This is a genomic window from Caproicibacterium lactatifermentans (genome assembly GCF_013315815.1).
GTDB lineage: Bacteria > Bacillota > Clostridia > Oscillospirales > Acutalibacteraceae > Caproicibacterium > Caproicibacterium lactatifermentans.
Map to the genome: position 1 here is coordinate 1,845,224 of NZ_CP046051.1, position 23,587 is coordinate 1,868,810.

Genomic DNA, 23,587 nt, shown 5'->3' on the forward strand with positions numbered 1-23,587 from the left:
TGGACTTTTGGGTTTTTCAGCGAGGCGACAAGTTCTTATCGCGTGCTTTTCTTGATCGTCGCCACAAGCAGGCGGCTGCCATTGAGATAAATGCCGGACTGTGCGCCCGGTGCGCCGATTGCCGTGATTTTGTAATAGTAATCATTGCCGTTGTGTTTTACCAGCGTTGTTTGGAACACATTTGGGGTGCCGACTGCAAAATCTGGTACCTTTCCATATGTGTTCGTAATTTTGAAAGTATAAGCGCCATCGACAACAAGATTACATCTGGTATCACTCAAAGAATAATTTGGATTTTTTCTGACCGTCGCCACAAGCAGGCGGCTGCCATTGAGGTAAATGCCGGACTGTGCGCCCGGTGCGCCGATTGCCGTGATTTTGTAATAGTAATCATTGCCGTTGTGTTTTACCAGCGTTGTTTGGAACACATTTGGGGTGCCAACTACAAAATCTGGTACCTTTCCATATGTGTTCGTAATTTTGAAAGTATAAGCGCCATCGACAACAAGATTACATCTGGTATCACTCAAAGAATAATTTGGATTTTTTCCGACCGTCGCCACAAGCAGGCGGCTGCCATTGAGGTAAATGCCGGACTGTGCGCCCGGTGCGCCGATTGCCGTGATTTTGTAATAGTAATCATTGCCGCTGCGCTTTACCAGCGTTGTGCGGAACACACTCGGTGTGCCGACTGCAAAGTCTGGTGCCTTTCCATTTTTAGAGGTGATTTTGAAGGTATATGCGCCGTTAACATCAAAATCATCTGTTGTGTCGCTGATGTAAGCATTTCCATCAGAATCATCTGTTGCGTCGCCGGTTTGAGTATGGTCGGTAGGTGACGAGGCATTCGCAGCCAGGAGCACGCCGGAATATGCTGGAATCGTCATAGTGACAGCGCCGTTCTTTTTTGGCACAGCGGTATTCGTCATCATGTCAACCAGTGTGTCGCCCTTGACAGTGGAAGCGTCCAAGGTTACGGTTACATCCTGCCCACTGTTGTTTGCAGCAATCAAAAATTGATTTTTACTGTCCGCGCGCACATAAGCCATTACCTCATTCTTATCTGTTTTGAGCATAGAAATGCTTCCTGTGCGAAGGGCTGAGTTGCTGTTTCGGATGGAAATCAGCTTTGCGTACCACTGAAACAAATCCTGGTTGCTGCCGCTCCAGTCCATGGTACGGCGGTCATCCGGGTCGTCAGCACCGACCACGCCCACTTCATCACCATAGTAAATCGTGGGAGCGCCTGGGTAAGTTAGCTGCAGGAGGGCCGCCATATATTGCTTTTTCTTTGCGGCATCTGACGTTTGGGCATAAGTCGGGAAGGTATGCGCAATATCCTTTTGATTCCGGTCATCATCGATACCGTCAAGGTAGGAGAGGAGCCGCGTTGTATCGTGCGAATCCAGAAGATTCATCATTGCATAAAATGCCTCCGATGGATACCTCTCGCGCAGTTTTTCCAGATTTTTCGCACAATCCGCCGAACTTCCTCCTCTTGTGTAGGTAAGTATCGCATTGCGGAACTGATAATTCATGCACGAATCATACATATCGCCAAGCAGATATTTTGTTGCGTCAGCCCAGATTTCTCCGATAATGACATTGTCACTGCCAAGCGCTTTCACGGAGCTGCGGAATTTCTGCCATGTTTCATCCGAAACCTCATTTGCGCAGTCCAAGCGCCATCCATCGGAGCCTTTGCGGATCCAGTATTTCGTTACAGAATCGGGTCCGTCGACCAGCTCTTTTGCCCAGCTGGATGTCTGGTACTCCGAACCATTGGTAGCCTTGATGACAGGCATAGAGTCATAGCCCCACCAGCCTTCATAACCATAAACTTTTTTGCCATTTCGTCCGCCGATTGTATCTCGAATCGGTTGCTTTGTCGTCTGATCAAGGAGCGGGTCTCGTGTTACCGTAAACCACTTTGTGTAAGTGAAATCTCTCACGCTGTGGTGGTCTTTAAAATATGCTGTGGCAGCGGTCTCCGCTGCATCCTGCGCTGTGCCGGGATGGTCATCTATATAGTCGTAAACATATGCCCAGTACGGATAGGCGCCGACTTTCCCGTTTACCCCGACATATTTGTAGTACCGGTCAAAATAAATCGAGTCATCCGAAACATGATTATAAACGCCGTCGAGGATAACGTGCATCCCGTTTCTCTTGGCTGTTTGGCACAGTTCGGTGAAATCGCCTTCCGTGCCGAGGATGGGGTCGATTTTCTTGTAATCCGTTGTGTCGTACCTGTGGTTGGACACGGAAGAGAAAATTGGGTTAACGTAAATCACGTTCACCCCAAGTTTTTTCAGATAGTCGATTTTCTGCGTGATTCCCTTAATATCACCGCCATAGATTTCATTGCCCCATATGCCGTCCCCTTTGTAAGCCTGGGACGGATATTCACCTGCGTGCTGGCTCTCCTGTTCCGGATTTTCCGGATATTTGCTCCAGTCCTTTACGAACTCATAGTTGGTGGCCCCGCGTGCACCCTTTGGGGCAGCATCATCGTTCGCGGTATCACCATTATAGAAGCGGTCCGGGAATATCTGATAAATCACCGCATTCTTCATCCAGTCAGGTGTTTTGTAGCCCTCCTTATAAACCACTAGGTCGTAAGGAGAGATGCTGCCCGGGTCGGTCAGTTTTCCCGTTCCATAATATCCGTCGTCATCGCCGTACACCTTGAAATCACCGTAAGCATTCGCCAGCTCAAAGTAATACGTATACTGCCCAATCGTGGCAAAACTCTGCGTTGTGCTCCACATAATTTTTCCGTCGGCGGCGGAGCTCTTTGTCATCGTGATGCGTTTATTTTCAGGCCCTTTTATAAACAGATAAGCTTCTGACACATCATCGCCCGTCTGGATGGAAAAGGTGGTCCGCTTGTTCTGCTCCACTGCGCCGTAAGTGCTTTTGTATTTTCTGTCCTGTGTATTGTAGTAGACATTCTTCCCGTCAATTTTGCGGTCGGAAGCATTGGAGTAACACAGTTCAGTCAAAGGGTCAAAAGAAAAAGTGACATTCTTTTCCCCGGCAAGCGTAAACGGAGCGACATTACACGAAGCAGCCCTGCCCGACTTATTCTTCCAGTTAATTTTAAAGTCCGAATAGGTTCCGGCAGGCAGAGAAACAGTTACCTGATAAATGCCCGTGAGGCCGTCATCTGTCAGTTTTGTGCCGGATGGCACGCCTGTTCCGGAAAGGCTGGGGTCAACAAATAGATAGTTCAGCGATGTGACGGAAAGGTGAGTAATATCGTTGTAATAAACCGTGACATCCTGTTGATTGTTTACATCCAGGCTGAGATTGTCGCCGCCTGATTTGCCATGCATGCCATAGTTTTCATTCCATGTTCCGTCCACTGTAATTTTATACTGGTAGTTGTTCGCTGGCGGTACATCTTTAAAAGTATATGAGTAAAGGCCCTTCCCCTTATACGTCATCTTGTTGGAAGCAGGGTCCCACGACTTGCCAGGCAGTGTGCCCGGCACATAGACTGCCCGCCCTGTGAAAGCTGCGCGGGTGTAGTTGGAATAGTTTTCATTGTTATACGTGTAAGTATTTTCTGCAGAAGGGTCCAGGGTACGTGTGCCGTTTACCGTGTAAAAATAAATGTAATCCAGCGCCCCATCACCCAAAAATAGGTTGCCGCTTGTAAACGTGCCGCTGGCATCTTTTTCGGCAGAAAGCGAAATCGTTTTGGCCTTCTCGGGAGAAGATTTCGGCGCATACGTCAGAGAAATCTTGTCTGTCGGCGCCTCTTGAAAAACAAATTCCACCATCCCATTGGCATTGTCAATCACCTTTGCCGAAGCAAACTGATATCCGAGGGCTTCGGAAACGGCATTGAACTTGTTGACTGTATCAAAAAGCTTCTGGGAAGAGGCATCATAGAGGAAAACAACATTTGTGTCATCGCTGTCAACTTTGAAGCTGATGTTTTCTGCGATTTTGTCGTACTTGTATTTCTTGTCGAAAACGACTTTGTACTCGTAGGTACCCTTATCGAATGTTTTGCTGAATACGTAAAGATTCTTCGTAATCTGTGAAAAATCCCATCCAGCCGCGCTAGGGTCCCATGTGCCGCTGCTGCCGCGTACGGTCCCTATCAGCGAAACGGTCGTCGTAAAAGCAGGTTTGGAAAGATTGCTGCCCTCCGCATCTTTTTGATCAATATTGATGGCAGGTTCGCGGATAGAATCGGTGCATATCCCCTGTAGATAATCCGCAAAAATCGTAAAGGATGTGGAACCGGCAGGCACCTTCGTCTCAACGTTGCTTCCACACTCGCCATATCCCCATGCATGATTATAAGCGACTTTATAACTGATATTTACATCGCTTTTTGTCGCGGAAAATTTAAAAGTTTTAGAATAGCGTCCTCCGCCGAGATAGTCGAGGTCACCGTCTGTGTCATTCGGCACCCAGTCGCTGATGTTAAGCTCCGTGCCGATGGAGCCTAAAGCGCCTGTCAGCGTCGCCGAAGTTTTAAAGTGAACTGCGTTATTAATGGAATCCACCGTATTGTTTTTTGCCGCAGCATCGGAAGAGCCACGTGAATAATAACGTATGTAAACGTTCTCTTCTGCGGGTACATTTACCGAAACATCTGCAGCTTTTGCGCTCCCGTTTACTTTAACGGTATAAGTGTGTTTTCCGGCACTGAGCTTAACACATGATTCATATATGCCGCCTGCATAAAGGGACATCTGATTGTCTGTTTCTTTGTCTATAGCAAGCAATACCAGGTCAGTTACTTTCGGCCCGCCCGTGGCTTCCGCAGCAGATGCTTTCAAAGTGACACCTGTCAAGGCAGAGAGCCCGATAAGCAAGGACAGCACCAAGCTGAGACATTGCCTGCACACTTTTTTTACCATAATTTCCTCCCTTTTAACGACTTTCACCGCATACAGCAAGATCTGGTTTTCTCAGTTATGCAATCGGTTACATAACTGTCGATGCGTAAACCGAATTTCCAGCACGAAATGCTTTTATAGAAATTATTGCGCCAAATTTCCTGTTTTCACAACCCCTCCGTTTTTACAAAGTATCGTGTGTCCTTAGAGAATAATAGCATATCCCATTGGGAAAATAAATCCCAAATTATTACAAATGTCCCTAACTATATTTGTTAATTTTGCCATCTGCCAATCAAATTTATAAAATACATACGCGCATATGCATACGGCAGAAATAAAACTGGCCTCCTGCAGGGAACATCCGTCTGCTGAAGCCTGTCCCCTAGATGGTGTCAAGAGAAGTTTGCAATTTAATCTGTGTTTGTTAATAATGTGAACCAAGGAAATCAGCAAGAAGTTGAAGAGGGTTTTTCCATCCAAGCGTACGCATAGCCTTAGTGTTGCCCCAAGATAGATGGGATTCCAGTTTTTGGTTAAGCTCACATACGTTGGCAAATTTTTCCCAGTCGTAGAAATGCCTCTGGTCGTTAAGATGACTGCGTTCCACCTCGCCTTTGCGCCACGGTTTGCGCAACAGTGTGACCAGCCATACATCTACCGGAATGACAAACAGCGGCGCGCAGTATAACAGCCCTCCGATAAAATGAATCAGGTCACCGTATTGTAAATATAAAAGGTCCATCTGTACCGAGTTGGCAAGAGCACTACCATCCAGCGAATTTCCGTCCGGAAGCAGAAAAAGTACCATCAGCGTGGCCTGCACAATCAGCGCTGTTCATTGGGTCGCTTTTAAGTTTTGCATATCATTCTGGCTGTTGGCCATTGGGCAGACACTCCTCTTGGGCAAAAGCATATAAAATATTCATATAAAATATTATAGTATAACAAAAAACGTGCGTGCCCACAAGCAAAGCCACCGCCTGTTTCCGTGCCCGTCGAAAATAGATCGGTAGGCATAAAAAACGAAGGAAGTTTGCATCAAGTGGTATGGAGTGATTGGAAGACCTCGCGGCAGTCCGTTCAATGGATGTGAAACCCATTCTTGCACAGTTTGTACAAACCGAAAAAACGATCTTACTCTTTTATATAATAATAAAGTGCTTGGCAACCTGTACGTACATGTATATTATATATACAAAAGAAACTGTTATTGGAGAAAATTATGGCAAAGTTTTGTTTGATCTATCAGGATCTCAAGGCAAAAATCAACGAAGGCATTTATAGAACCAACGACTTGCTGCCAAGCGAAAGCGGCCTGTGCGATTTATATGACGCATCGCGTGATACCATTCGTAAGGCGCTGAGCCGACTGCGCGAGGAAGGTTACATTCAGTCGCAGAAAGGCAAGGGCTCTATCGTCATCAACCGCCAGCGGTATGTGTTTCCGGTATCCGATGTCATCAGCTACAAAGAATTGGCGACGCGCAGACACATAAGCACACATACCACCGTTATTAAGGATAAAATCACGAAACTTCCGATCAGCGATTTTGCATCGGTCGATCCGACTGCAAAAGCAATACCTGTCACAAAACTGGTGCGTGTTCGCGAGGTCAACGGTGAGCCGGTGATTATTGATATCGATTATGTATCAACGGATGTTGTGCCCGGCATTTCCCACGAGGTGGCCGCCGATTCAATTTATCGCTACTTTGAAGAGGAACTGCATTTATCGATTGCCTATGCCAAAAAGGAGATCACTGTTGAACCGGCTACAGATTCTGATCAAGAACTGCTCCATCTAAAAGCTGGAGATGTGGTTGTGGTGGTCAAAAGCGTAACGAGTTTGGAGGATACAACAACATTTCAGTACACAGAATCACGGCATCGGCCTGATCGGTTTCGATTTCAAGATTTTGCTAGACGTTTATGAGGCATTCGCACATTGGCCGAATGAATCCTCTGGATTTATCGCTTTGTGTCTGAATGTTTAAAGGAGGCACTATGAGTTTACAAAATAAAGTAATCTATCAACTTTACCCGAAGTCATTTTACGACAGTAACGGCGATGGAATCGGTGACCTGCGCGGAATTATTGAAAAAATCGATTACTTTAGGCGATTACATGTAGATATGATTTGGTTCAATCCGTTCTTTGTTTCGCCGCAAAATGACAATGGGTATGACGTGGCGGATTACCGCCGCATTGATCCGCGGTTCGGTACGATGGACGATTTTGATGAACTGATGCGGAAGCTGCAGGATATCGGCATTGACGTGATGCTGGACATGGTCTTAAACCACACCAGTACCCAGCACGAATGGTTTCAAAAGGCACTGGCGGGAGACCCCATGTATCAGGCTTACTACTACATCCGTGACCCAAAGCCAGATGGCACTGTTCCGACCAACTGGGAATCTAAATTTGGCGGTTCTGCGTGGGAAAAGTTTGGCAATATCGGCAAGTATTATTTGCACTTGTACGGCCCGACGCAGGCTGACTTGGATTGGCACAACCCGCAGGTTCGGAAAGAGGCAGCGGATATTGTAAACTTCTGGCGTCAAAAGGGCGTGCGTGGTTTCCGCTTTGATGTTCTGAATGTCATTGGGAAAGACAATCGGCTGGTCGATGCGCCGCCGGAAATCCAAAGCAAAACGCTTTATACTGACACACCTGTTGTGTCAAGCTATATCAAAGAAATTGCCGCCAGCAGCTTTGGCCAGGATGACAACAGCGTCACAGTCGGTGAAATGAGCTCGACCACGATTCCCAAGGCTATTGAGTATACCAATCCGGCCAACAAAGAGCTGAGTATGGTTTTTCAGTTTCACCACTTAAAAACAGATTACGTCAACGGCAAAAAGTGGACGAAAAAGCGCTATGATTTCAAGAAACTACGTGGCTTGCTCAATCAGTGGGGTGTCGGTATGTCCAAGGGCGGCGGCTGGCAAGCGCTGTTTTGGAACAATCATGACCAACCGCGTGCGCTGGACCGTTTCGGTGATGTCAAACACTATCGTGTCAAAAGTGCGCAGATGCTGGCCGCCAGCATTCACCTGAACCGCGGTACACCATATATTTATCAGGGTGAGGAAATTGGAATGAGCGATCCTGACTATACCAGCATGGAGGATTATGTCGATATTGAGGCTAAAAATGCCTATCGGGAATTGCTCAATGCTGGCAAGCCGGCAGATGAGGCATTTGCCATCGTTCACAGTAAAGCACGCGACAACTCACGCACACCGATGCAGTGGGACAGCAGTGCCAACGCCGGCTTTACCACCGGCACACCGTGGCTACGGCCGACCAACCAAAAATTGGTCAACGTGAAAGATGAACTAGACCACGGACAGATTTTTCCATTCTATCAAAAGCTGATTTATTTGCGCAAGACGGTACCCGTCATTGCGGCGGGTGACTATCAACCGTTCGGTACAAACATTGGCTGGCTCTATGGTTACCAAAGACACCTAAATCACGATGCGTTGCTGGTTTTAAATAATTTTGCAGACCACAGCATTCAAGTCCCACTGCCGGCTGAGTGGCAGCAGGGCAATATCTTAATTACCAATCAATCAGGTATTCAATTAACGGATGTGCTGACGCTTGAGCCGTTTACGACGCTGGCAATCCGCACTATAAGGGAGGAAAAGGTCCATGGGTAAAGTCTCAAAGTTATTTTCACCAGTCGATGGCCTGCTAATGCCAATCGATGAAGTCCCTGATTTGGTGTTCTCTAAGAAAGTCATGGGTGACGGATTCGGCGTTGAACCGACAAGCGGCCAAGTCGTCGCCCCCGCCAGTGGCCGTGTCAGCATACTGGCCGATACCAAGCACGCAATCGGCATTTGCACCGACGACGGTGCAGAATTGCTGATCCATCTGGGTATCGACACCGTTGAAATGAATGGTAAACCCTTTGAAATCGACACGAAGAAGGATGCCAAAGTCAAAGCGGGCGACATCATCGCTTCCATGGATTTGGACAAGATAAAAATAGCTGGCAAAAAGGCAACGGTTGTTGTGGCGATTACCAATACCGATGAGGTGGTTGACAAACTAGAAATTAAAGCCGTTGGCAAAGTTCACCGCGGCGACGAGGCGGCAACACTGACGCTGAAAGAAACACAGTCGGCCGCTGCCCCGAAAGGAAAAGCGCCGAAGAACGAAAACAAGGATGCCAAGACTGCACGGCTGATTTTACAGAAAGTCGGAGGCAGGCAAAACATCAAGAGTTTGATTCACTGTATCACTCGGTTGCGTTTCTACCTGAAAGACGACCAAATGCCAAACGACGATGCCGTCCGCAGCATTCCAGGTGTCATAGATGTTGCCCGCGCCGGCGGCCAATACCAGGTCGTCATTGGTCAGACTGTCGGGGATGTTTATGATGAAGCGATCAAACAGCTTAGTAACAGCTATGCTGATCCCGAAAAGGCCACGCAGGCAGTAGCAAAAACCACAACTGAGGCCAACAAAAGCTTGGGCTTCTGGGACAAAATTAAGCATGGTGCGTCCAGCCTGATTGGAATCATCACGGGTTCAATGATGCCGGTCATTGGTCTGCTGGCCGCCAGCGGCATGCTAAAGGGAATTATGACGATCCTCACCACTTGGGGCGGTGTGTCAACCACATCTCAGACTTATGTCATTATTAACGCGATGGGCGACGCTACATTTTACTTTTTGCCGATTTTGGTCGGTTTCACCGCCGCCCAGAAACTAGGATCCAATCCGGTTGTCGTTGCCATTATTGGATCGTTTTTGATTTATCCATCACTGGTCAGCATTTATGCTTCCGGCAAGTTTTCCTACTCGATCCTCGGTATGGGCATCAATTCGAATTTCTTGGGCATTCCTATCCACATTCCGCAGTACACCTACTCTATCTTCCCCATGATCTTTGCTGCATGGATGGCGTCAAAAATTGAACCCTGGATCAAAAAGTGGATGCCGGTTGTTCTTCGGATGATTTTCACTCCGCTGGTCGAGATCTTCCTGGTCGGCATAACCGTGCTGGTCATCGTTGGGCCAATCATTACCCTGATTTCTACTGGTATTTCCAACGCGTTGCAGTGGCTGCTAAATCTGAGTCTGCCGCTGTCCGGCATGATTATTGGCGGTCTGTATCAGGTCCTGGTCATCTTCGGGCTGCACTGGGCAGTCATTCCGATTATCTCTGCCCAGCTTTCTGTCCCCGGCGGCCACTCTGTTCTGAATGGGATTGTATCTGTTACCATGATTGCGCAGGGTGCCGGTGCACTGGTTGTATGGATGAAGACCCGCCACAATAAAAATCTGAAAGGTTTGTCCGCGTCCGCTGCAATTTCCGCATTCTGTGGGATCACCGAACCTGCCATGTATGGTGTCAATCTGAAATACGGTCGTGTCTTCCTCACTTCCAGTATCGGGGCGGCAATCGGCGGTTTAGTCAACGGTTTGCTGGGTGTTGATATGTACGGATTTACCGGCAGCCTGATTGGGTTCCCATCTTTCGCCAGCTCCTCTAACCCAAGCACCCTGCTGAATTTCTGGATCGTTTCTGCAGTCACAGTCGTTGCGGCATCCCTGCTGACCTACTTCTTCGGATATAAAGAAGAAGACAGTCTAAAAGCCAAGATGGCTCCGAAGAAACGGCATTTAGGATAAAAAACACAATTTACTGAATGGAATAGAAAATAGCTGACTCATAGAACCCCTCCCCCTAACGGCTGCGAAGTCACACTGTAAGAAGGGACTTTTATGGGTCATTTTTTAATAGGACGCTGTTTGACAGCGATACCACCCACTTTTTCACCCAAGCAACTGTATTTTAAAACCGATTTTTGGTGCAACCTGGAATAGGAACAATAGTTGTATATAGCTGTAAATCGAAAATGAGTTGACCCTTGCATTAAATTGATGTATAATATTACTAATTAGATTTTAATATTTGAGGTGAAAAGGTGATTAAATTTTCTTGCTAACCATAATTACGCATAGCAAAGATTGATAGGCATGATGTCCGTGCTGTTGTTTTTGTTGTGCATTTGCAAGGAAGTTTAATGCCAATTCACTCATATAAGCCTTGTTTTGCCGCATTTGTTTTGGCTTGACTTCGCTATAGGTATGGGGTGCAAGAAGCAACTTTCTTGCACCCCATTTTTTTGCGGAGGTTTTGATCCATGTCTTTAATCAATATAGTAAATTTAACTTTTTCTTATGAAGGAAGTTTTGACAACATTTTTGAAAATGTCAGTTTCCAGATTGATACAAATTGGAAGCTAGGCTTTACAGGTCGAAACGGCCGGGGTAAAACCACCTTTTTAAAGCTTCTTATGGGAAAATACGAATACAGCGGCACCATTTCCAGCAGTGTCTCCTTTGAGTATTTCCCCTATGATGTACCCACACCGGACTCCTTTGTCATCGATGTCATTCATGAGATCAGTCCAAATGCACAGGACTGGGAGATTATGCGCGAATTATCTCTGCTGAAGGTGTCGGATGATATATTGTATCGGCAGTATACTACGCTTTCAAAAGGTGAGCAGACAAAAGTCCTTCTTGCCGCTTTGTTTCTCAAAGAGAACAGTTTTTTGCTGATAGATGAACCTACCAATCACCTTGACACCATGGGAAGAAAAATTTTGAGCGATTATCTGAAAAGAAAGCACGGATTTATTCTGGTTTCACATGACCGGGTTTTCCTCGACAATTGTATTGATCATATTCTCGCTATAAACAAAACCAATATCGAGATACAAAAAGGAAATTTCTCCTCATGGTGGAGTAACAAAGAGATGCAGGACAGCTTTGAAATGGCTGAAAATGAGAAACGAAAAAAAGATATAGACCGATTAACGGCCGCTGCTCAAAGGACTTCCGGCTGGTCTGACCGAGTCGAGAAAAGCAAGAACGGCCCAACCAATTCGGGCAGCAAGCTCGACAAAGGCTTTGTGTCTCATAAAGCAGCTAAGATGATGAAGCGTTCAAAGAGTATCGAGACACGTCAGCAAACCTTGATCAGTGAAAAATCAAAATTGCTTAAAAACATTGAAATCAATGAAGCTTTAAAAATTTCTCCTCTTCGATATTATACCAATTGTTTGCTGGAACTTTCGGACATTTCGGTTATGTATGGCGATAATGTCGTCTGTTCGAGCATCAGTTTTACTGTGGAACAGGGTGACCGAATCGCATTGCAGGGAAAAAACGGATCCGGGAAATCCAGCATTTTGAAGCTGATTTGCGGAGAAGGCATCTCTTATCGGGGAACCATTAGAAAAAGCGGAAGGCTAAAAATTTCCTATGTTCCCCAAAGCACCTCAGATTTAAGCGGACCCTTGAGCGAATATATCAAGCACAATCTTCTTGATGAAAGCCTTTTTAAAGCCATCCTGCGGAAATTTGATTTCCCACGTGGACAGTTTAAAAAGAAACTTGACGAGTTTAGTGAAGGCCAAAAAAAGAAAGTGCTGCTCGCAAAAAGCCTTTGTGACCAAGCGCACCTGTATATCTGGGATGAACCGTTAAACTACATTGATGTCCTTTCCAGAATGCAAATTGAAAAACTGTTGCTCGAATACAGGCCCACGATTCTGTTCGTTGAACACGACAGCGCTTTCTGTGAAAATGTTGCAACAAAAACTATTCAATTATAGAAAAATAAAGCCGTCTTCACTTTGGATTTATATCCAGTGTGATGGTTGATACCAACGGATAGGCACGGAAATAAACGAGGCACTCTGCGAAATAACAACGTAGGGTGCCTTGACTTACTCAAAAAAATAGTTATGTATGTTCTCTAGTAATTTCCAGACATTATCCCCATAATTACTGACTAATACAACCATCAACTGATTCGGGATATTATAAGATGTGATAAAACTTACACCTGGGTCACAGCCCTGAAAATATGGCGCGAAACGGCCTTTTACTTTTCTTAGCCAGATTCCATAACCATAGCATTCATCTTTTCCGCTATGATTTGAAATCATATTTTTGGTCATAGATTCTGAAAGCAGTTTGTATGACAATAAGCAATCCCAAAATGATTTGATATCGGCTACTGTAGTAAATGCACCTCCAGCGCCAGTACCTTTAGCATCTACGCTGAAAATATTTGTTCTATAACCGCCACTTCTTTCATCGTAAATATAATTTACAGCACATTTTGCAGGTAGCATGTCAAGTTCATAATATCCAGTATTGAGCATCATTGAAGGTGTAAAAACATTGTCACTTAGATACTTGTCGAATTCTATTCCCGTTATTTTTTCAATAATCAGAGCCAACACAACAAATCCGGTGTTGTTATACTGAAACTTGGTGCCACGGGGATACATCATTGGTTTATCAACAAAGAGAGGCAATAAGTCCTGATTAGAACGTATTTTGTAGTTTGGAAAATCAATCCATAGATCTTCATACTCGCTCATAACAGATTCATCAAAATAGTCTGGTATTCCTGAGGTGTGAGTCAACAATTCTTCAATTGTTATGCCTCGATCTATTTGTTTAAGGTCAAAATCAAGAATTTCTCCAATTGTATCTTTGAAATTAATAAGATGCTTTTCAATTAGTTGTAATATTCCCACAGCAACAAACACTTTACCGGCTGAAGCTGTAGCAAACTTTGTATCGTAATCATTATCAACTTTATTGGGCAAATCAGCATAACCAAATGCTTTTTTTAATAACACCTTATTCTTTTCGGTGATTACGGCACAACCTCTAAAACTCTTGTCAAATACATTTTCTATACTCATTCGAATACTCCTTTTTACTCGCTCTCCCTGTTCCCACGCATACGTCAAAATCCAAAAAACATCCATCCTGTTCTCTCGCGAACGGAATCCGACCCGATAGATTGATTTCCTCGAACGGGTGAAATCACGCTTTGGATGTACAGTTTAAAAATCTCAAAATCACAGAAACGGCTTATTGAACTGCACCCCATTTGTTAGACAGTATGATATACTGAAAACAAATGGGGTGTTTTTATGCCAAAAGGTAAAGCAAAGAAACGATACACAGGAGAATTCAAACAGCAGGTTGTAGAAGCTATGCAAACAGAGAAACTCAGTTACAGTGAAGCAGCGCGGCAGTTTCACGTGTCTGACCATAAAAGCGTTGCTCAATGGGAACGAATTTATCTGGAAGAAGGACCAGAAGGGCTATATGTGGAACGCCGTGGTCGAGCCAGTGCTGCAAGCGGCACTCAGAAAGAACGCAACCCAAAGCTGAACAAAAAGGTAGAAGAAGATTTGATTGCAGAAAACCAACGGTTGCGTGCAGAGGTAGATTACTTAAAAAAATTGAATGCCTTGGTTTTGGAAGAGGAACGCCGCGACAAAAGGCGCAAGTGATCTGGGAACTAAGGCATAAACACAAGATTTCACTACTAATTGAAGTATCCGGTTTGCCGCGATCAACCTATTACTACTATGCCAAGCGTAGAATGCAACCGGATAAATACAGCGAAATCAAAGAACAGATCACTGAAATCTACCATGAAAACAAGGGGCGCTATGGTTATCGCCGTACCACAGATGTTCTGCACAGTAGAGGATACTGCATCAATCACAAAACCGTCCAGAGGTTAATGAAGCAGCTTGGACTCGTATGCCGAGTGAGAATGAAGAAATAAGGAGGTTGGGAAATGCGTATCAGTTATAACAAGTTATGGAAAATGCTTATTGATAAAGAAATGAATAAACAGGACTTAAAAGAGGCGGCTGGAATCAGTGCCGCCTCCATTGCAAAACTAGGTAAAGGTGGAAATATTACAACTGATGTTCTTCTGAAGATTTGTGAAACTCTAGATTGCAAATTAGAAGACATCATAGAAACGATAAAGGAGGAGTAATTATGTCTACATCAAGCGATCATTTTTTCCATAGAGATGAATTGATACAAACATTTGATGCCTGCCTAAATAGAACTTTAGGCGAGGTAGATAAAAGCCATGTTTTTAAAAGAACTATTTTAAATCCTAAGATTACTGGTATTGCGGGAGATGTTGTAGAACAATCTATATTAGGCTATCCTGCTGATACTAGGCAAGAGCCAGATTTAAATGTTGATGGCATCAAAACAGAATTGAAGACTACTGGAATAAGATATTCTAAAAAGGAACGTAATAAATATGAAGCAAAAGAGCCGATGTCTATTACAGCAGTATCTCCAGATAGAATTGTTGCGGAAGTTTTTGAGGATTCTAATTTTTGGCATAAATTAGAGCATCTTCTGTTTGTTTATTATCTTTATGCATCTGATAAAACAGTTCCCGCTGCTGAATATGCAAATTTTCCTATAAAAGGCTATCAATTTTATGAGTTCAGCGAAGATGATAAAACGACCTTAAAGAACGACTGGACAATTGTTCATGATTTCATTGTGGAATTACAAACTAATTATACTGACTACAAAAGTCAATATCCACGTTTGTCTTCAGAATTAAGGGATAAACTGCTCTTTATTGATACAGCTCCAAAGTGGCCGAATCCACCACGTTTTCGTTTGAAACGTGCCGTGATAACCAACATTGTCCAGGAGCACTTTGGCAGTGAGCTAGAGCAACTCCCAGGCAAATATACAAGCTATTCTGACATAGACCATAAGTGCCATGCACTTACTCAGCTTTATGCTGAACAAACAGTAAAACAGCTTGTGGACTATTTTTCTATTGATGGAAATATCGAGGATAAATCTATTAGTGAAAGAATAATTGTTAGAATGTTTGATGGACAGGCAAAGAAAATGCAAAAAATAGATTTATTTAACAAAATCGGATTGTTAGGAAAATCCGTTGTAGTTACCAAAGCCGGGCTACGCACTGAGGATATGAAACTGTTCTGCATTGATTTTGAAGAATTAACGAATCCAGACATCCAGTTTGAGGATTCTTCTTTTAGAGATTATTTTGCAAATAATCAAATGCTATGCATTGTTTTTGAGGAACCCAGCACCGATGCTCCGTTCAAGGATAATAAATTACTTGGATTCAAAAGATTAACCTTTGATGATAATTTTATAAATACACAAGTCAAGCCAATCTGGGATGATATCAGAAGACTAATTTTTAATAACAAACTTATCGATGTTATAAAGATCGATAAGAAAACAGGTCAGCCAAAAATCAACAAAGGAACTGGAACTATTCAATCTGCACCTAATTTTCCAAAATCCTCAGACGGTCTGATTTTTGTTCGTGGTAGTGGCTCAGACTCTACAAATAAGCCCGAAGAGGTTAATGGAATCAGAATGTATAGACAGTATATCTGGATAAAAGGTGTTTATATAGCGCATAGATTATCCGAAATAAACTTCTTATAATCTTGAGAAAATACTTGTTGATCTTTTGAATGTTTTTTGCTATAATAGATCAAGTTGAAAGGAGTTTTACGATGGATAAAACTATTTGTGAATTATTCGCCGGAGTCGGCGGTTTTCGATTAGGATTTGAGAGATTAGATACTGAATGGAGAACTGTTTGGTTTAGTCAATGGGAACCAAAAGCTGCCACTCAGTGGGCACACAAGTGCTATGTTCAGCATTTTGGCGAATCCGAAGATGTTAATGGCAACATCACTACAGGTAAAGATATTGCTGAGGTAGACAAAAATACTATACCAGACCACAATCTACTCGTTGGTGGCTTCCCTTGTCAAGACTACTCTGTTGCTCATGGTTTATCAACAGAACAAGGAATACATGGTAAAAAGGGTGTTCTTTGGTGGCAAATATACGAAACCATAACTGCAAAGCGCCCTGCATTTTGCTTATTTGAAAACGTGGATAGATTATTAAAGTCACCTTCGAAACAGCGTGGTCGTGATTTCGGTATAATGCTTACCTGTTTAAACGAACTTGGATATTCTGTTGAATGGCGTGTTGTAAATGCCGCCAAATATGGTGCTGCACAACGTAGGCGTAGAGTATTTATTTTTGCTTATAGAAATGATACCATGTTTGCATTAGGCGAAAATAATTTCTCAGCAGTCGATATAATATCAACCGAAGGATTCTTTGCTAGAACATTTCCAATTATCCCTATTACAGAAGTTAATTCAGTTCCTGTTGAGACTAATGTAATAATTGCATCTGATGAATTTAAATTTGATTTTTCTAATGCTGGATTAATGTCAAATGGTATCATTAACACTGCTGCTGTTTCTGAAATTGAAGAGCCTCCAATTACTCTAGGACAAATATTAGAGAGTAATGTTGATGAAAAATTCTACATCACAGATGAACGTATGGAAAAATGGCAATATTTAAAAGGTGCTAAAAAGATTCCTCGTGTAGCAGCAAATGGTCATGAATACATCTATTCAGAGGGGCCAGTTGCGTTCCCTGATGCTTGGGATAAACCTGGCAGAACTATGTTAACTAGCGAATCCACACTAAATAGGAGTACTCATGTGGTTGAAGATCCTGGAACACATCGTTTAAGGCTTATAACACCCATTGAAGCCGAACGTTTGCAAGGTTTTGATGATAATTGGACTAATTCTGGCATGACACAGAGAATGCGCTATTTTTGTATGGGGAATGCTTTAGTTGTTCCTATGATTACTCGTATGGGGCGCACTCTTGATCAAATAATCGCAAATGAACCATAATTCTTTATTTAAAAAATAGCCCACCAATTATCATCGGTTGGCTATTTTTTACAATATTATCTATAAAATATATATCAACATTTCTGTCTACTCAACCTCCCTATTTTAATCCTGTCAACTCAACCCTACAGCATTTCCATCGTGGATATGTTTGGTTCTGATTTATCCAATAAAAAATCCGAGAGCCAGAGTTTACACTCTAACCCTCGGAAAGTCCTTTATTTCAAGGCTTTTTAACCCTTTACCTATCTTTTCTTGTTATCAATACAACACTCTCCACGTGGCACGAGGCAAGCACCTGAATGTCTGGATTCCGTACACATTTCCGTCCGTTCGCGGGAACTGCTCTAAGCCGAAAATCGGCGCTTTTACAGGTGCTCTCCGTTTGCGGGAACTTGTCCACATGCTTTTTCTACCTATAATACGGCGGGCAGGAGGGAAGCCATCGTCTCGACCTGCTCTCCTCTGCTCAATCGGTTTATGATCAAGGCCTCAACCCAGTATGCCGTTCACTTGGTCGGCATCTTGGTCGCTTATCTTGGTCGGTCACCGATCAAGTTGCTTTTTCCTGTACCTCTGATTTCGGCTGTTAGGCTTGTCTATCAAGACCTCATCTTCGGATACAATGCCCATATGTGCTTTTAGCCCGGAAACCATGCTGTTTCTGGGCTTTTCTTCGTCTCAGAGTATAGAGCAGGATTACGTCTGTGGTCCTGTATGTATATGCTGCCGTGGCTTCTGTAGTCAAAAGCGACACCCTCCCCCCAATCTGCAATCGTTAAAAGGTATGGCTATCGTTGAAAGGTTACTCGGCGTCACCATGCTTTCTCAAGCTCTGACGCCTCGTAGGAATCCACATGTTTTCCGTCATCAAGGGAAACCATTATCAGGTTCCCATTGATGTCAATTATCGTTCCTTCTTGGCCGCGATACTTCACTCGCACATGATCACCAACTCTAAAGCCAGACGACGACTTGGCTCGGTTTGAATCTCCGAGCACACCGAGAAAAGCAAACCATCTTGATTTTTTCTTTCGTTTCTGCTTTTCGAGATTCTTGTTAATCCGGTTCAGGTTGTCCGCAAGCTGTCCCGCACTTTCCGCGAGGTCGTCGATCTGTTTCTGAAGAACTCCCGGCTGCCAGATAGCACCTTCATTCGGATCTTGCAGATTGTATCGCTTAGCGATATTTGTTATCACATCGTCCCGAATCTCGTTATTATTGAGTTCTTCCAGAACCTCCTGCGTACAAGGACCCGTTGCCGCTATCGCGAGAGTATTCAAAAGCTCCTCGTCGCCGATAAATGCAGCAAGCTCCGCAACCTGAGCATAGGTGAAGGAAAGCTGTACCTTCTCTGCCTTGCGAAGAAGGCGGCGGGCAAGAGCCTCATCTATACATTGGCAGCAATCTACAATCTCGGTGGTATCCGCATTTTGAAGGTCGGATATCTGTGAAAGTCTGGAAGAGACAGTGCTATCAGACCAGCAAAGATAACCATCGTAGAATTGTTTCCAGGTCATCATAAGCTCGCCGTCAGGCTCACTATCATTTCGCCAGCGATGTTCGTGATGGTAAACGTGTCATTCATCATAAGCATTTCCCTCTCAATTTGGTATTGGAACGGGAACATATAGCCCATTTCGCGTAAGTCCTGAAGGGTAAAGTTTCCTTTATCTTCGACAGTCATACCGGCACTTGCCAGAAGTGCATTTACTTTATCGTCTCGCACTTCATGCTTTACGATAGTGTAGCGACCCGGCTTCTCAGCTTTTAAAGCACCAATTGCTTTCATTGTTGCGATGATCTTGTCGATGGAGTGGAACAGCGTAGCGCGTTCACCCCATTCATCAAAGATCTTCTGCTTTAGTTGCTGGAGTGTAAACTCCTTTTCGAATTCGGAGAGCTTACCAATGATCCTCGATACATCTACAAATATCGGATAAGTGGCGAGGATAATACACCAGTGTGCTGCAAGCGAATTATCAGAATCCTTTTCGATAAGAGCCCGTGCCTGTGTACGTAGAGATTTCGTCTCCGGGTGAAGTGTACCCCGTTGTTCGGACAAAATAATCAAACTTGAAATCCGAAAGCTGAATCCGTGATATAATGTTCCTGCTTTACTGACAGACAGGATAGGGCAACGCTGGAGAGCGACCCGAGCGGGCTGTCAGGTTTGCGGGGAAGGCGGAGCTTTGGCTTCGTCTTTTTCTTTGCCTTTCCCGGAAACAAAAGCGTTAAACTCCGGGGGGTTGGGGGCAGCGCCCCCAAATGTATCCAACGGATAAATTCCCGTCATGACAAACTTGTAGTACTCACACGGCGAGAGCTTGGCAAGGCTCCATTGATACCGGTCGTTGTTATAATACTCAATCCAAGCGTAAACACGTTCAGCAATTACTGCATGTCCATAAGATCCAACCGGTGGCAGTTCATCCTTCATGTGTCCAAATAGGCTTTCCTGCGGTGCATTGTCCCAACAATTTCCTCTGCGGGACATGGATTGACGGAGGTTGTAATCATTCAGAATGGCAACGAATTTAGAACTGGTGTATTGGCATCCTTGATCTGAATGGATCAGGGCGTCCGTGTGAAGTTCAGACCCATGCTTTTCCATCAGTTGATTTACGGTGTCCAAGACGAAATCTGTATCACAGGAGTTACTGCAGGTACAGGCCAAAACTTCTTTTGTGAATGCGTCCATGATCACACAGACGTATGAATAATAGTAAGCTCGTTGGCTGCTATCTCGGTGTACCGGTCTCGGAATATATGTAATGTCCGTCAGCAGAACAGTGCGCGGTCCAAATGACTTAAACTGTCTGTTTAGTATGTTCGGAGCTGTCCTGTTTTCCTGTAGACGCTTGCCGAGCTTGCGGTACGGATTTACCTTTCGTACCGGACATACGAGGTGATACTTTTTCATCAGTCTGCGAATCTTCTTTGTGTTCATAAGCACCGGGGGATCCTGATGCCGCAGTCTCATGTGTATACCGCGTGCGCCTTTTGAATATCCGCGGAAATTGTATGCAGCCACAATGAGGTCAAAGTCTCTTTGATCGGCCTCATCGGATGCTGTCCGCTCGGTCTGATGTCCACGCCAGTAATAAAATCCCGAACGAGATACGCCTGCTATTTCACAAAGATAAGAAATATTCAGAAGATTGTCATCCTGGCTAATGGTTTCATTTATGATGCGGTAGCGGACTTCTGGGGAACCATTCATATACATGGCTATTTCCCTTTCTTCTCCGCAAATATAATTTTTTTTATAAACTCAATCTCTTGGGACATGTAGGCAACCTTCGCAGCGAGATGGTTTATTTCTGACTCGCTCATCAATGGAGGATGCCCTTTGTTTGCCCTACGAGGCGGCGCTGGCAGTGGAGGTGCATCCTCGTTGTCATCCGGATAAGGATCATTTCCTTCGGTAAACTCGAGGCCACGTCCTTTTGCTTGCCGCAGAAGCTTAAAAAAGCCGAGAATGCGTGCACGTCCTAATGTCTCCGGGTTGAGGCCGACCTCAGAAAAAATCTGTATCGGATCGACCCCATCGCAGTACCGTTGCCAAGCTGCATCTTTAAAAGCTTTTGTGTATGACACTGTTTTGCTTGAGACATATGCCACATGAGGCGAGTCCGTGAGTTCCTTGAGTTGTTCTGCAGAGAACGCAGCATGCTCATATGTGCCGTCAGGATTCTTTTTCTTACGGCCTGCACCAGGACGTGAACCCCCACGATTACTGCTGTTTGCCATTGATAATTCCTCCTTTTGCAGAGAGAAATGATTTCAAATACAGATATTATAGCATTATCTGTCCGGTCTGTGGATGCAAACTATATTATCTGTCCGAAAACTTGATTTCCAACTCTGCGATTTGTGTGATGATTTTGATTTCACACTCTCGAATTTCAATCAATGACTGTCCAAATTTCGGGGTACGGATCAGGGGGTATCAAAATCTCTAAACCTGCTTCAAGCGGACAGCGGCGCGGGGCTTCGTGTACGAAAATTCCGGTTCAAACAGGGGATTAACCCCCTGCCCGGCTGAACGCTGCCAGCAAAGGAGGTGCGGGTTGTGGCAAAAGACGGAACCTATCGAGGCGGCAGACGTGTCCGGGCCGGCGACAAACCGGCACCTGCCGCGGAGAAAATCAACAGCGGACACAAAGCAAGAATCATGAACAACGATGTGCCGGAGCTTGATTACGACGAGCTTGAAGCGGTCGACCTGCCGGAAGGCGCGGTGCTCGAAGGCGCGGATATGCCAAAGCCCGATGAATACCTGTCGGCAAAGCAGAAAAACGGCCAGCCGCTCGGTGCGGACATCATCTACAAGGAAACCTGGCTGTGGCTGAAGGAACGCCGCTGCGAGAACCTTGTGAACAAACGGCTCATCGAATCCTACGCGCAGGCGTTTGCACGGTATATTCAGTGCGAGGACGCAATCAGCACTTTCGGTCTTTTGGGAAAGCATCCGACAACCGGCGGCGTGGTGACGTCTCCGTTCGTGCAGATGTCGCAGCAGTATCAGAAAACAGCAAATCTCATCTGGTACGAAATTTTTGACGTGGTGAAACAGAACTGCACGGAAGATTTTGAGGGAAGCCCGAATGACACGATGGAGCGCCTGCTCCGCGCCCGGAAAGGAATATAGATGAACACACAAAGATTAGAACAGGTATCCATTGATAAGCTGGTGCCCTATGCCCGGAACGCCCGGACGCACAGTAGGGAGCAGATTGCACAGTTGAGAAGCTCCCTGCGTGAATTCGGATTCGTTTCTCCCGCGGTCATTGACCACGACTATAACATTCTTGTCGGCCACGGCAGAATCAAGGCCGCCCGCGAGGAAGGCTACGAAACCGTTCCCTGCGTATTCGCCGAGAACCTTACGGACGCGCAAAAACGGGCGTATATCCTTGCCGACAACCAGCTGGCGCTGAATGCCGGATGGGACGAGGAAATGCTGTCGGTCGAATTGTCCGACCTGCAGGATAACGCATTCGACCTCTCGCTTCTCGGCTTCGACGAAAAGGAGCTTGAGAAATTACTGGGCGGCGGAACCGATAAGGACATCGAGGATGACGACTTCGACCTGAGCGCCGCTTTGGAAAAGGCATCCTTTGCAGCGCCGGGCGACATCTGGACAGTCGGACGGCACAGGCTGATGTGCGGCGACGCCACCTCCGCCGATGATGTGGCAAAACTCATGGACGGAAAGCGCGCAAACCTCATCCTGACAGACCCTCCATACGGCGTTTCCTTCAAGGCATCGGACGGCTTGACCATCCAGAACGACAGCCTGAAGGGCGAGGAATTCTACAACTTTCTGCTCTCGGCTTTTAAAAACATGGCGGACCATCTTGAAAAGGGCGGCGCGGCCTATTGTTTTCATGCGGACACCGAGGGGCTGAATTTCAGAAAGGCATTCATTGACGCCGGGTTCCATTTGGCGGGTGTCTGCATCTGGGTGAAGAATTCCCTGGTGCTGGGACGCTCGGATTATCAGTGGCAGCACGAGCCTGTGCTTTACGGATTTCTGCAAAACGGCAGGCACCCGTGGTACGCAGACCGCAGGCAGACCACCATCTGGAATTATGACAAGCCAAAGCGGAACAAGGATCACCCGACGTCAAAGCCGCTTGACCTGCTCGGCTGCCCGATTCAAAACTCCACGCAGGAAAATGCCGTCGTCATCGACACATTCGGCGGTTCCGGCTCCACGCTGATGGCTTGCGAGCAGCTGAACCGCACCTGCATGATGATGGAGCTTGATCCGAAATACGCATCCGTCATTCTCCGCCGGTATGTGGAAAACACGTCCGACACGGAAAATGTGTATGTAGTCCGAAACGGCAAAAAGCTGATGTATGCAGACCTTGTCAAGGAGGTGGAACTGCCGGATGAAACCTAACCTGACGCTCGGCAGTCTCTTTGACGGTTCGGGCGGGTTTCCTTTGGGCGGCTTGATTTCCGGCATTACCCTGATCCGTACCCCGAAATTTGGACAGTCATTGATTGAAATTCGAGAGTGTGAAATCAAAATCATCACACAAATCGCAGAGTTGGAAATCAAGTTTTCGGACAGATAATATAGTTTGCATCCACAG

General features: G+C 45.2%; 19 protein-coding genes. 12 read left to right on the forward strand and 7 right to left on the reverse strand.

Annotation, left to right across the window (positions count from 1 at the left end):
- Nucleotides 1–35 precede the first annotated feature (35 nt).
- Complete coding sequence (locus GJQ69_RS08990; protein WP_174193538.1) at nt 36–4,883, reverse strand: alpha-amylase family glycosyl hydrolase; 4,848 nt, start codon at nt 4,881–4,883, stop codon at nt 36–38.
- A 406-nt stretch (nt 4,884–5,289) separates the two neighbouring features.
- Complete coding sequence (locus GJQ69_RS08995) at nt 5,290–5,673, reverse strand: hypothetical protein (protein ID WP_086035072.1); 384 nt, start codon at nt 5,671–5,673, stop codon at nt 5,290–5,292.
- 414 nt (nt 5,674–6,087) lie between these two features.
- On the opposite strand from GJQ69_RS08995, the gene treR reads away from it, so the two are divergent.
- The 4 genes from treR to GJQ69_RS09015 all read left to right on the forward strand — a co-directional run bounded on the left by treR (nt 6,088) and on the right by GJQ69_RS09015 (nt 12,512).
- Nucleotides 6,088–6,798 carry a trehalose operon repressor gene (treR, locus tag GJQ69_RS09000; RefSeq protein WP_086035071.1) on the forward strand — a complete coding sequence of 237 codons (711 nt, stop codon included), beginning with the start codon at nt 6,088–6,090 and terminating at the stop codon, nt 6,796–6,798.
- A 71-nt stretch (nt 6,799–6,869) separates the two neighbouring features.
- Entirely contained in the window at nt 6,870–8,534 is a 1,665-nt protein-coding gene (treC, locus tag GJQ69_RS09005) for an alpha,alpha-phosphotrehalase (RefSeq protein ID WP_086035070.1), read from the forward strand.
- Nucleotides 8,527–10,518: a PTS sugar transporter subunit IIABC gene (locus tag GJQ69_RS09010; protein ID WP_174193540.1), complete on the forward strand. Its 1,992-nt coding sequence runs from the start codon at nt 8,527–8,529 to the stop codon at nt 10,516–10,518. Before treC ends, GJQ69_RS09010 begins: the two co-directional genes overlap by 8 nt.
- A 515-nt stretch (nt 10,519–11,033) precedes the next feature.
- Nucleotides 11,034–12,512 (forward strand): Lsa family ABC-F type ribosomal protection protein, encoded by a 1,479-nt coding sequence (locus GJQ69_RS09015; RefSeq protein ID WP_174193542.1) that lies wholly within the window; start codon nt 11,034–11,036, stop codon nt 12,510–12,512.
- Between the two features lie 114 nt (nt 12,513–12,626).
- Here GJQ69_RS09015 and GJQ69_RS09020 read toward each other — a convergent pair whose 3' ends face one another.
- Nucleotides 12,627–13,619: a serine hydrolase domain-containing protein gene (locus GJQ69_RS09020; protein ID WP_174193544.1), complete on the reverse strand. Its 993-nt coding sequence runs from the start codon at nt 13,617–13,619 to the stop codon at nt 12,627–12,629.
- 234 nt (nt 13,620–13,853) lie between these two features.
- On the opposite strand from GJQ69_RS09020, the gene GJQ69_RS09025 reads away from it, so the two are divergent.
- The 5 genes from GJQ69_RS09025 (at nt 13,854) to dcm (ending at nt 17,477) form a co-directional block, all read left to right on the forward strand.
- On the forward strand, nt 13,854–14,219 hold the full coding sequence (locus tag GJQ69_RS09025; protein WP_086035182.1) for a helix-turn-helix domain-containing protein: 366 nt from the start codon (nt 13,854–13,856) through the stop codon (nt 14,217–14,219).
- Between the two features lie 53 nt (nt 14,220–14,272).
- Nucleotides 14,273–14,500 (forward strand): IS3 family transposase, encoded by a 228-nt coding sequence (locus tag GJQ69_RS09030; protein WP_174193546.1) that lies wholly within the window; start codon nt 14,273–14,275, stop codon nt 14,498–14,500.
- Nucleotides 14,501–14,512: 12 nt separating this feature from the next.
- Complete coding sequence (locus GJQ69_RS09035; protein ID WP_174193548.1) at nt 14,513–14,719, forward strand: helix-turn-helix domain-containing protein; 207 nt, start codon at nt 14,513–14,515, stop codon at nt 14,717–14,719.
- 2 nt (nt 14,720–14,721) lie between these two features.
- Nucleotides 14,722–16,188 carry a MutH/Sau3AI family endonuclease gene (locus GJQ69_RS09040; RefSeq protein WP_174193550.1) on the forward strand — a complete coding sequence of 489 codons (1,467 nt, stop codon included), beginning with the start codon at nt 14,722–14,724 and terminating at the stop codon, nt 16,186–16,188.
- A gap of 71 nt (nt 16,189–16,259) precedes the next feature.
- Entirely contained in the window at nt 16,260–17,477 is a 1,218-nt protein-coding gene (gene dcm, locus GJQ69_RS09045) for a DNA (cytosine-5-)-methyltransferase (protein ID WP_174193552.1), read from the forward strand.
- Between the two features lie 815 nt (nt 17,478–18,292).
- Here the strand turns inward: dcm and GJQ69_RS09050 are convergent.
- From GJQ69_RS09050 to GJQ69_RS09065, 4 genes are all read right to left on the reverse strand, one after another.
- Nucleotides 18,293–19,000: a KOW domain-containing RNA-binding protein gene (locus GJQ69_RS09050; protein ID WP_174193553.1), complete on the reverse strand. Its 708-nt coding sequence runs from the start codon at nt 18,998–19,000 to the stop codon at nt 18,293–18,295.
- A complete protein-coding gene (locus GJQ69_RS09055; RefSeq protein WP_174193555.1) occupies nt 18,997–19,551 on the reverse strand; it encodes a hypothetical protein in 555 nt (184 codons plus the stop codon). The genes GJQ69_RS09050 and GJQ69_RS09055 overlap by 4 nt, the downstream gene beginning before the upstream one ends.
- Nucleotides 19,552–19,644: 93 nt before the next feature.
- On the reverse strand, nt 19,645–20,706 hold the full coding sequence (locus GJQ69_RS09060) for an IS3 family transposase (protein WP_174192710.1): 1,062 nt from the start codon (nt 20,704–20,706) through the stop codon (nt 19,645–19,647).
- A 2-nt stretch (nt 20,707–20,708) separates the two neighbouring features.
- On the reverse strand, nt 20,709–21,230 hold the full coding sequence (locus tag GJQ69_RS09065; RefSeq protein ID WP_174192708.1) for an HTH domain-containing protein: 522 nt from the start codon (nt 21,228–21,230) through the stop codon (nt 20,709–20,711).
- A 322-nt stretch (nt 21,231–21,552) separates the two neighbouring features.
- Between GJQ69_RS09065 and GJQ69_RS09070 the strand changes: the two genes are divergently transcribed.
- From GJQ69_RS09070 to GJQ69_RS09080, 3 genes are read left to right on the forward strand one after another with little or no spacing between them, the layout of a single operon-like run.
- Nucleotides 21,553–22,131 carry a P27 family phage terminase small subunit gene (locus tag GJQ69_RS09070; protein ID WP_174193557.1) on the forward strand — a complete coding sequence of 193 codons (579 nt, stop codon included), beginning with the start codon at nt 21,553–21,555 and terminating at the stop codon, nt 22,129–22,131.
- On the forward strand, nt 22,132–23,391 hold the full coding sequence (locus GJQ69_RS09075) for a site-specific DNA-methyltransferase (protein ID WP_174193559.1): 1,260 nt from the start codon (nt 22,132–22,134) through the stop codon (nt 23,389–23,391).
- On the forward strand, nt 23,381–23,569 hold the full coding sequence (locus GJQ69_RS09080) for a hypothetical protein (RefSeq protein WP_174193561.1): 189 nt from the start codon (nt 23,381–23,383) through the stop codon (nt 23,567–23,569). The genes GJQ69_RS09075 and GJQ69_RS09080 overlap by 11 nt, the downstream gene beginning before the upstream one ends.
- Nucleotides 23,570–23,587 lie beyond the last annotated feature (18 nt).

Excerpts from the sequence above, each read along its gene's own strand:
- treC (WP_086035070.1), top strand. The coding sequence starts at position 6,870 with ATGAGTTTACAAAATAAAGTAATCTATCAACTTTACCCGAAGTCATTT.
- GJQ69_RS08995 (WP_086035072.1), bottom strand. The coding sequence starts at position 5,673 with ATGGTACTTTTTCTGCTTCCGGACGGAAATTCGCTGGATGGTAGTGCT.
- GJQ69_RS09065 (WP_174192708.1), bottom strand. The coding sequence starts at position 21,230 with ATGGCAAACAGCAGTAATCGTGGGGGTTCACGTCCTGGTGCAGGCCGT.
- GJQ69_RS09010 (WP_174193540.1), top strand. The coding sequence starts at position 8,527 with ATGGGTAAAGTCTCAAAGTTATTTTCACCAGTCGATGGCCTGCTAATG.
- GJQ69_RS09050 (WP_174193553.1), bottom strand. The coding sequence starts at position 19,000 with ATGATGACCTGGAAACAATTCTACGATGGTTATCTTTGCTGGTCTGAT.
- GJQ69_RS09080 (WP_174193561.1), top strand. The coding sequence starts at position 23,381 with ATGAAACCTAACCTGACGCTCGGCAGTCTCTTTGACGGTTCGGGCGGG.
- GJQ69_RS09015 (WP_174193542.1), top strand. The coding sequence starts at position 11,034 with ATGTCTTTAATCAATATAGTAAATTTAACTTTTTCTTATGAAGGAAGT.
- GJQ69_RS08990 (WP_174193538.1), bottom strand. The coding sequence starts at position 4,883 with ATGGTAAAAAAAGTGTGCAGGCAATGTCTCAGCTTGGTGCTGTCCTTG.
- GJQ69_RS09035 (WP_174193548.1), top strand. The coding sequence starts at position 14,513 with ATGCGTATCAGTTATAACAAGTTATGGAAAATGCTTATTGATAAAGAA.
- GJQ69_RS09075 (WP_174193559.1), top strand. The coding sequence starts at position 22,132 with ATGAACACACAAAGATTAGAACAGGTATCCATTGATAAGCTGGTGCCC.
- treR (WP_086035071.1), top strand. The coding sequence starts at position 6,088 with ATGGCAAAGTTTTGTTTGATCTATCAGGATCTCAAGGCAAAAATCAAC.
- dcm (WP_174193552.1), top strand. The coding sequence starts at position 16,260 with ATGGATAAAACTATTTGTGAATTATTCGCCGGAGTCGGCGGTTTTCGA.
- GJQ69_RS09060 (WP_174192710.1), bottom strand. The coding sequence starts at position 20,706 with ATGTATATGAATGGTTCCCCAGAAGTCCGCTACCGCATCATAAATGAA.
- GJQ69_RS09025 (WP_086035182.1), top strand. The coding sequence starts at position 13,854 with ATGCCAAAAGGTAAAGCAAAGAAACGATACACAGGAGAATTCAAACAG.
- GJQ69_RS09020 (WP_174193544.1), bottom strand. The coding sequence starts at position 13,619 with ATGAGTATAGAAAATGTATTTGACAAGAGTTTTAGAGGTTGTGCCGTA.
- GJQ69_RS09040 (WP_174193550.1), top strand. The coding sequence starts at position 14,722 with ATGTCTACATCAAGCGATCATTTTTTCCATAGAGATGAATTGATACAA.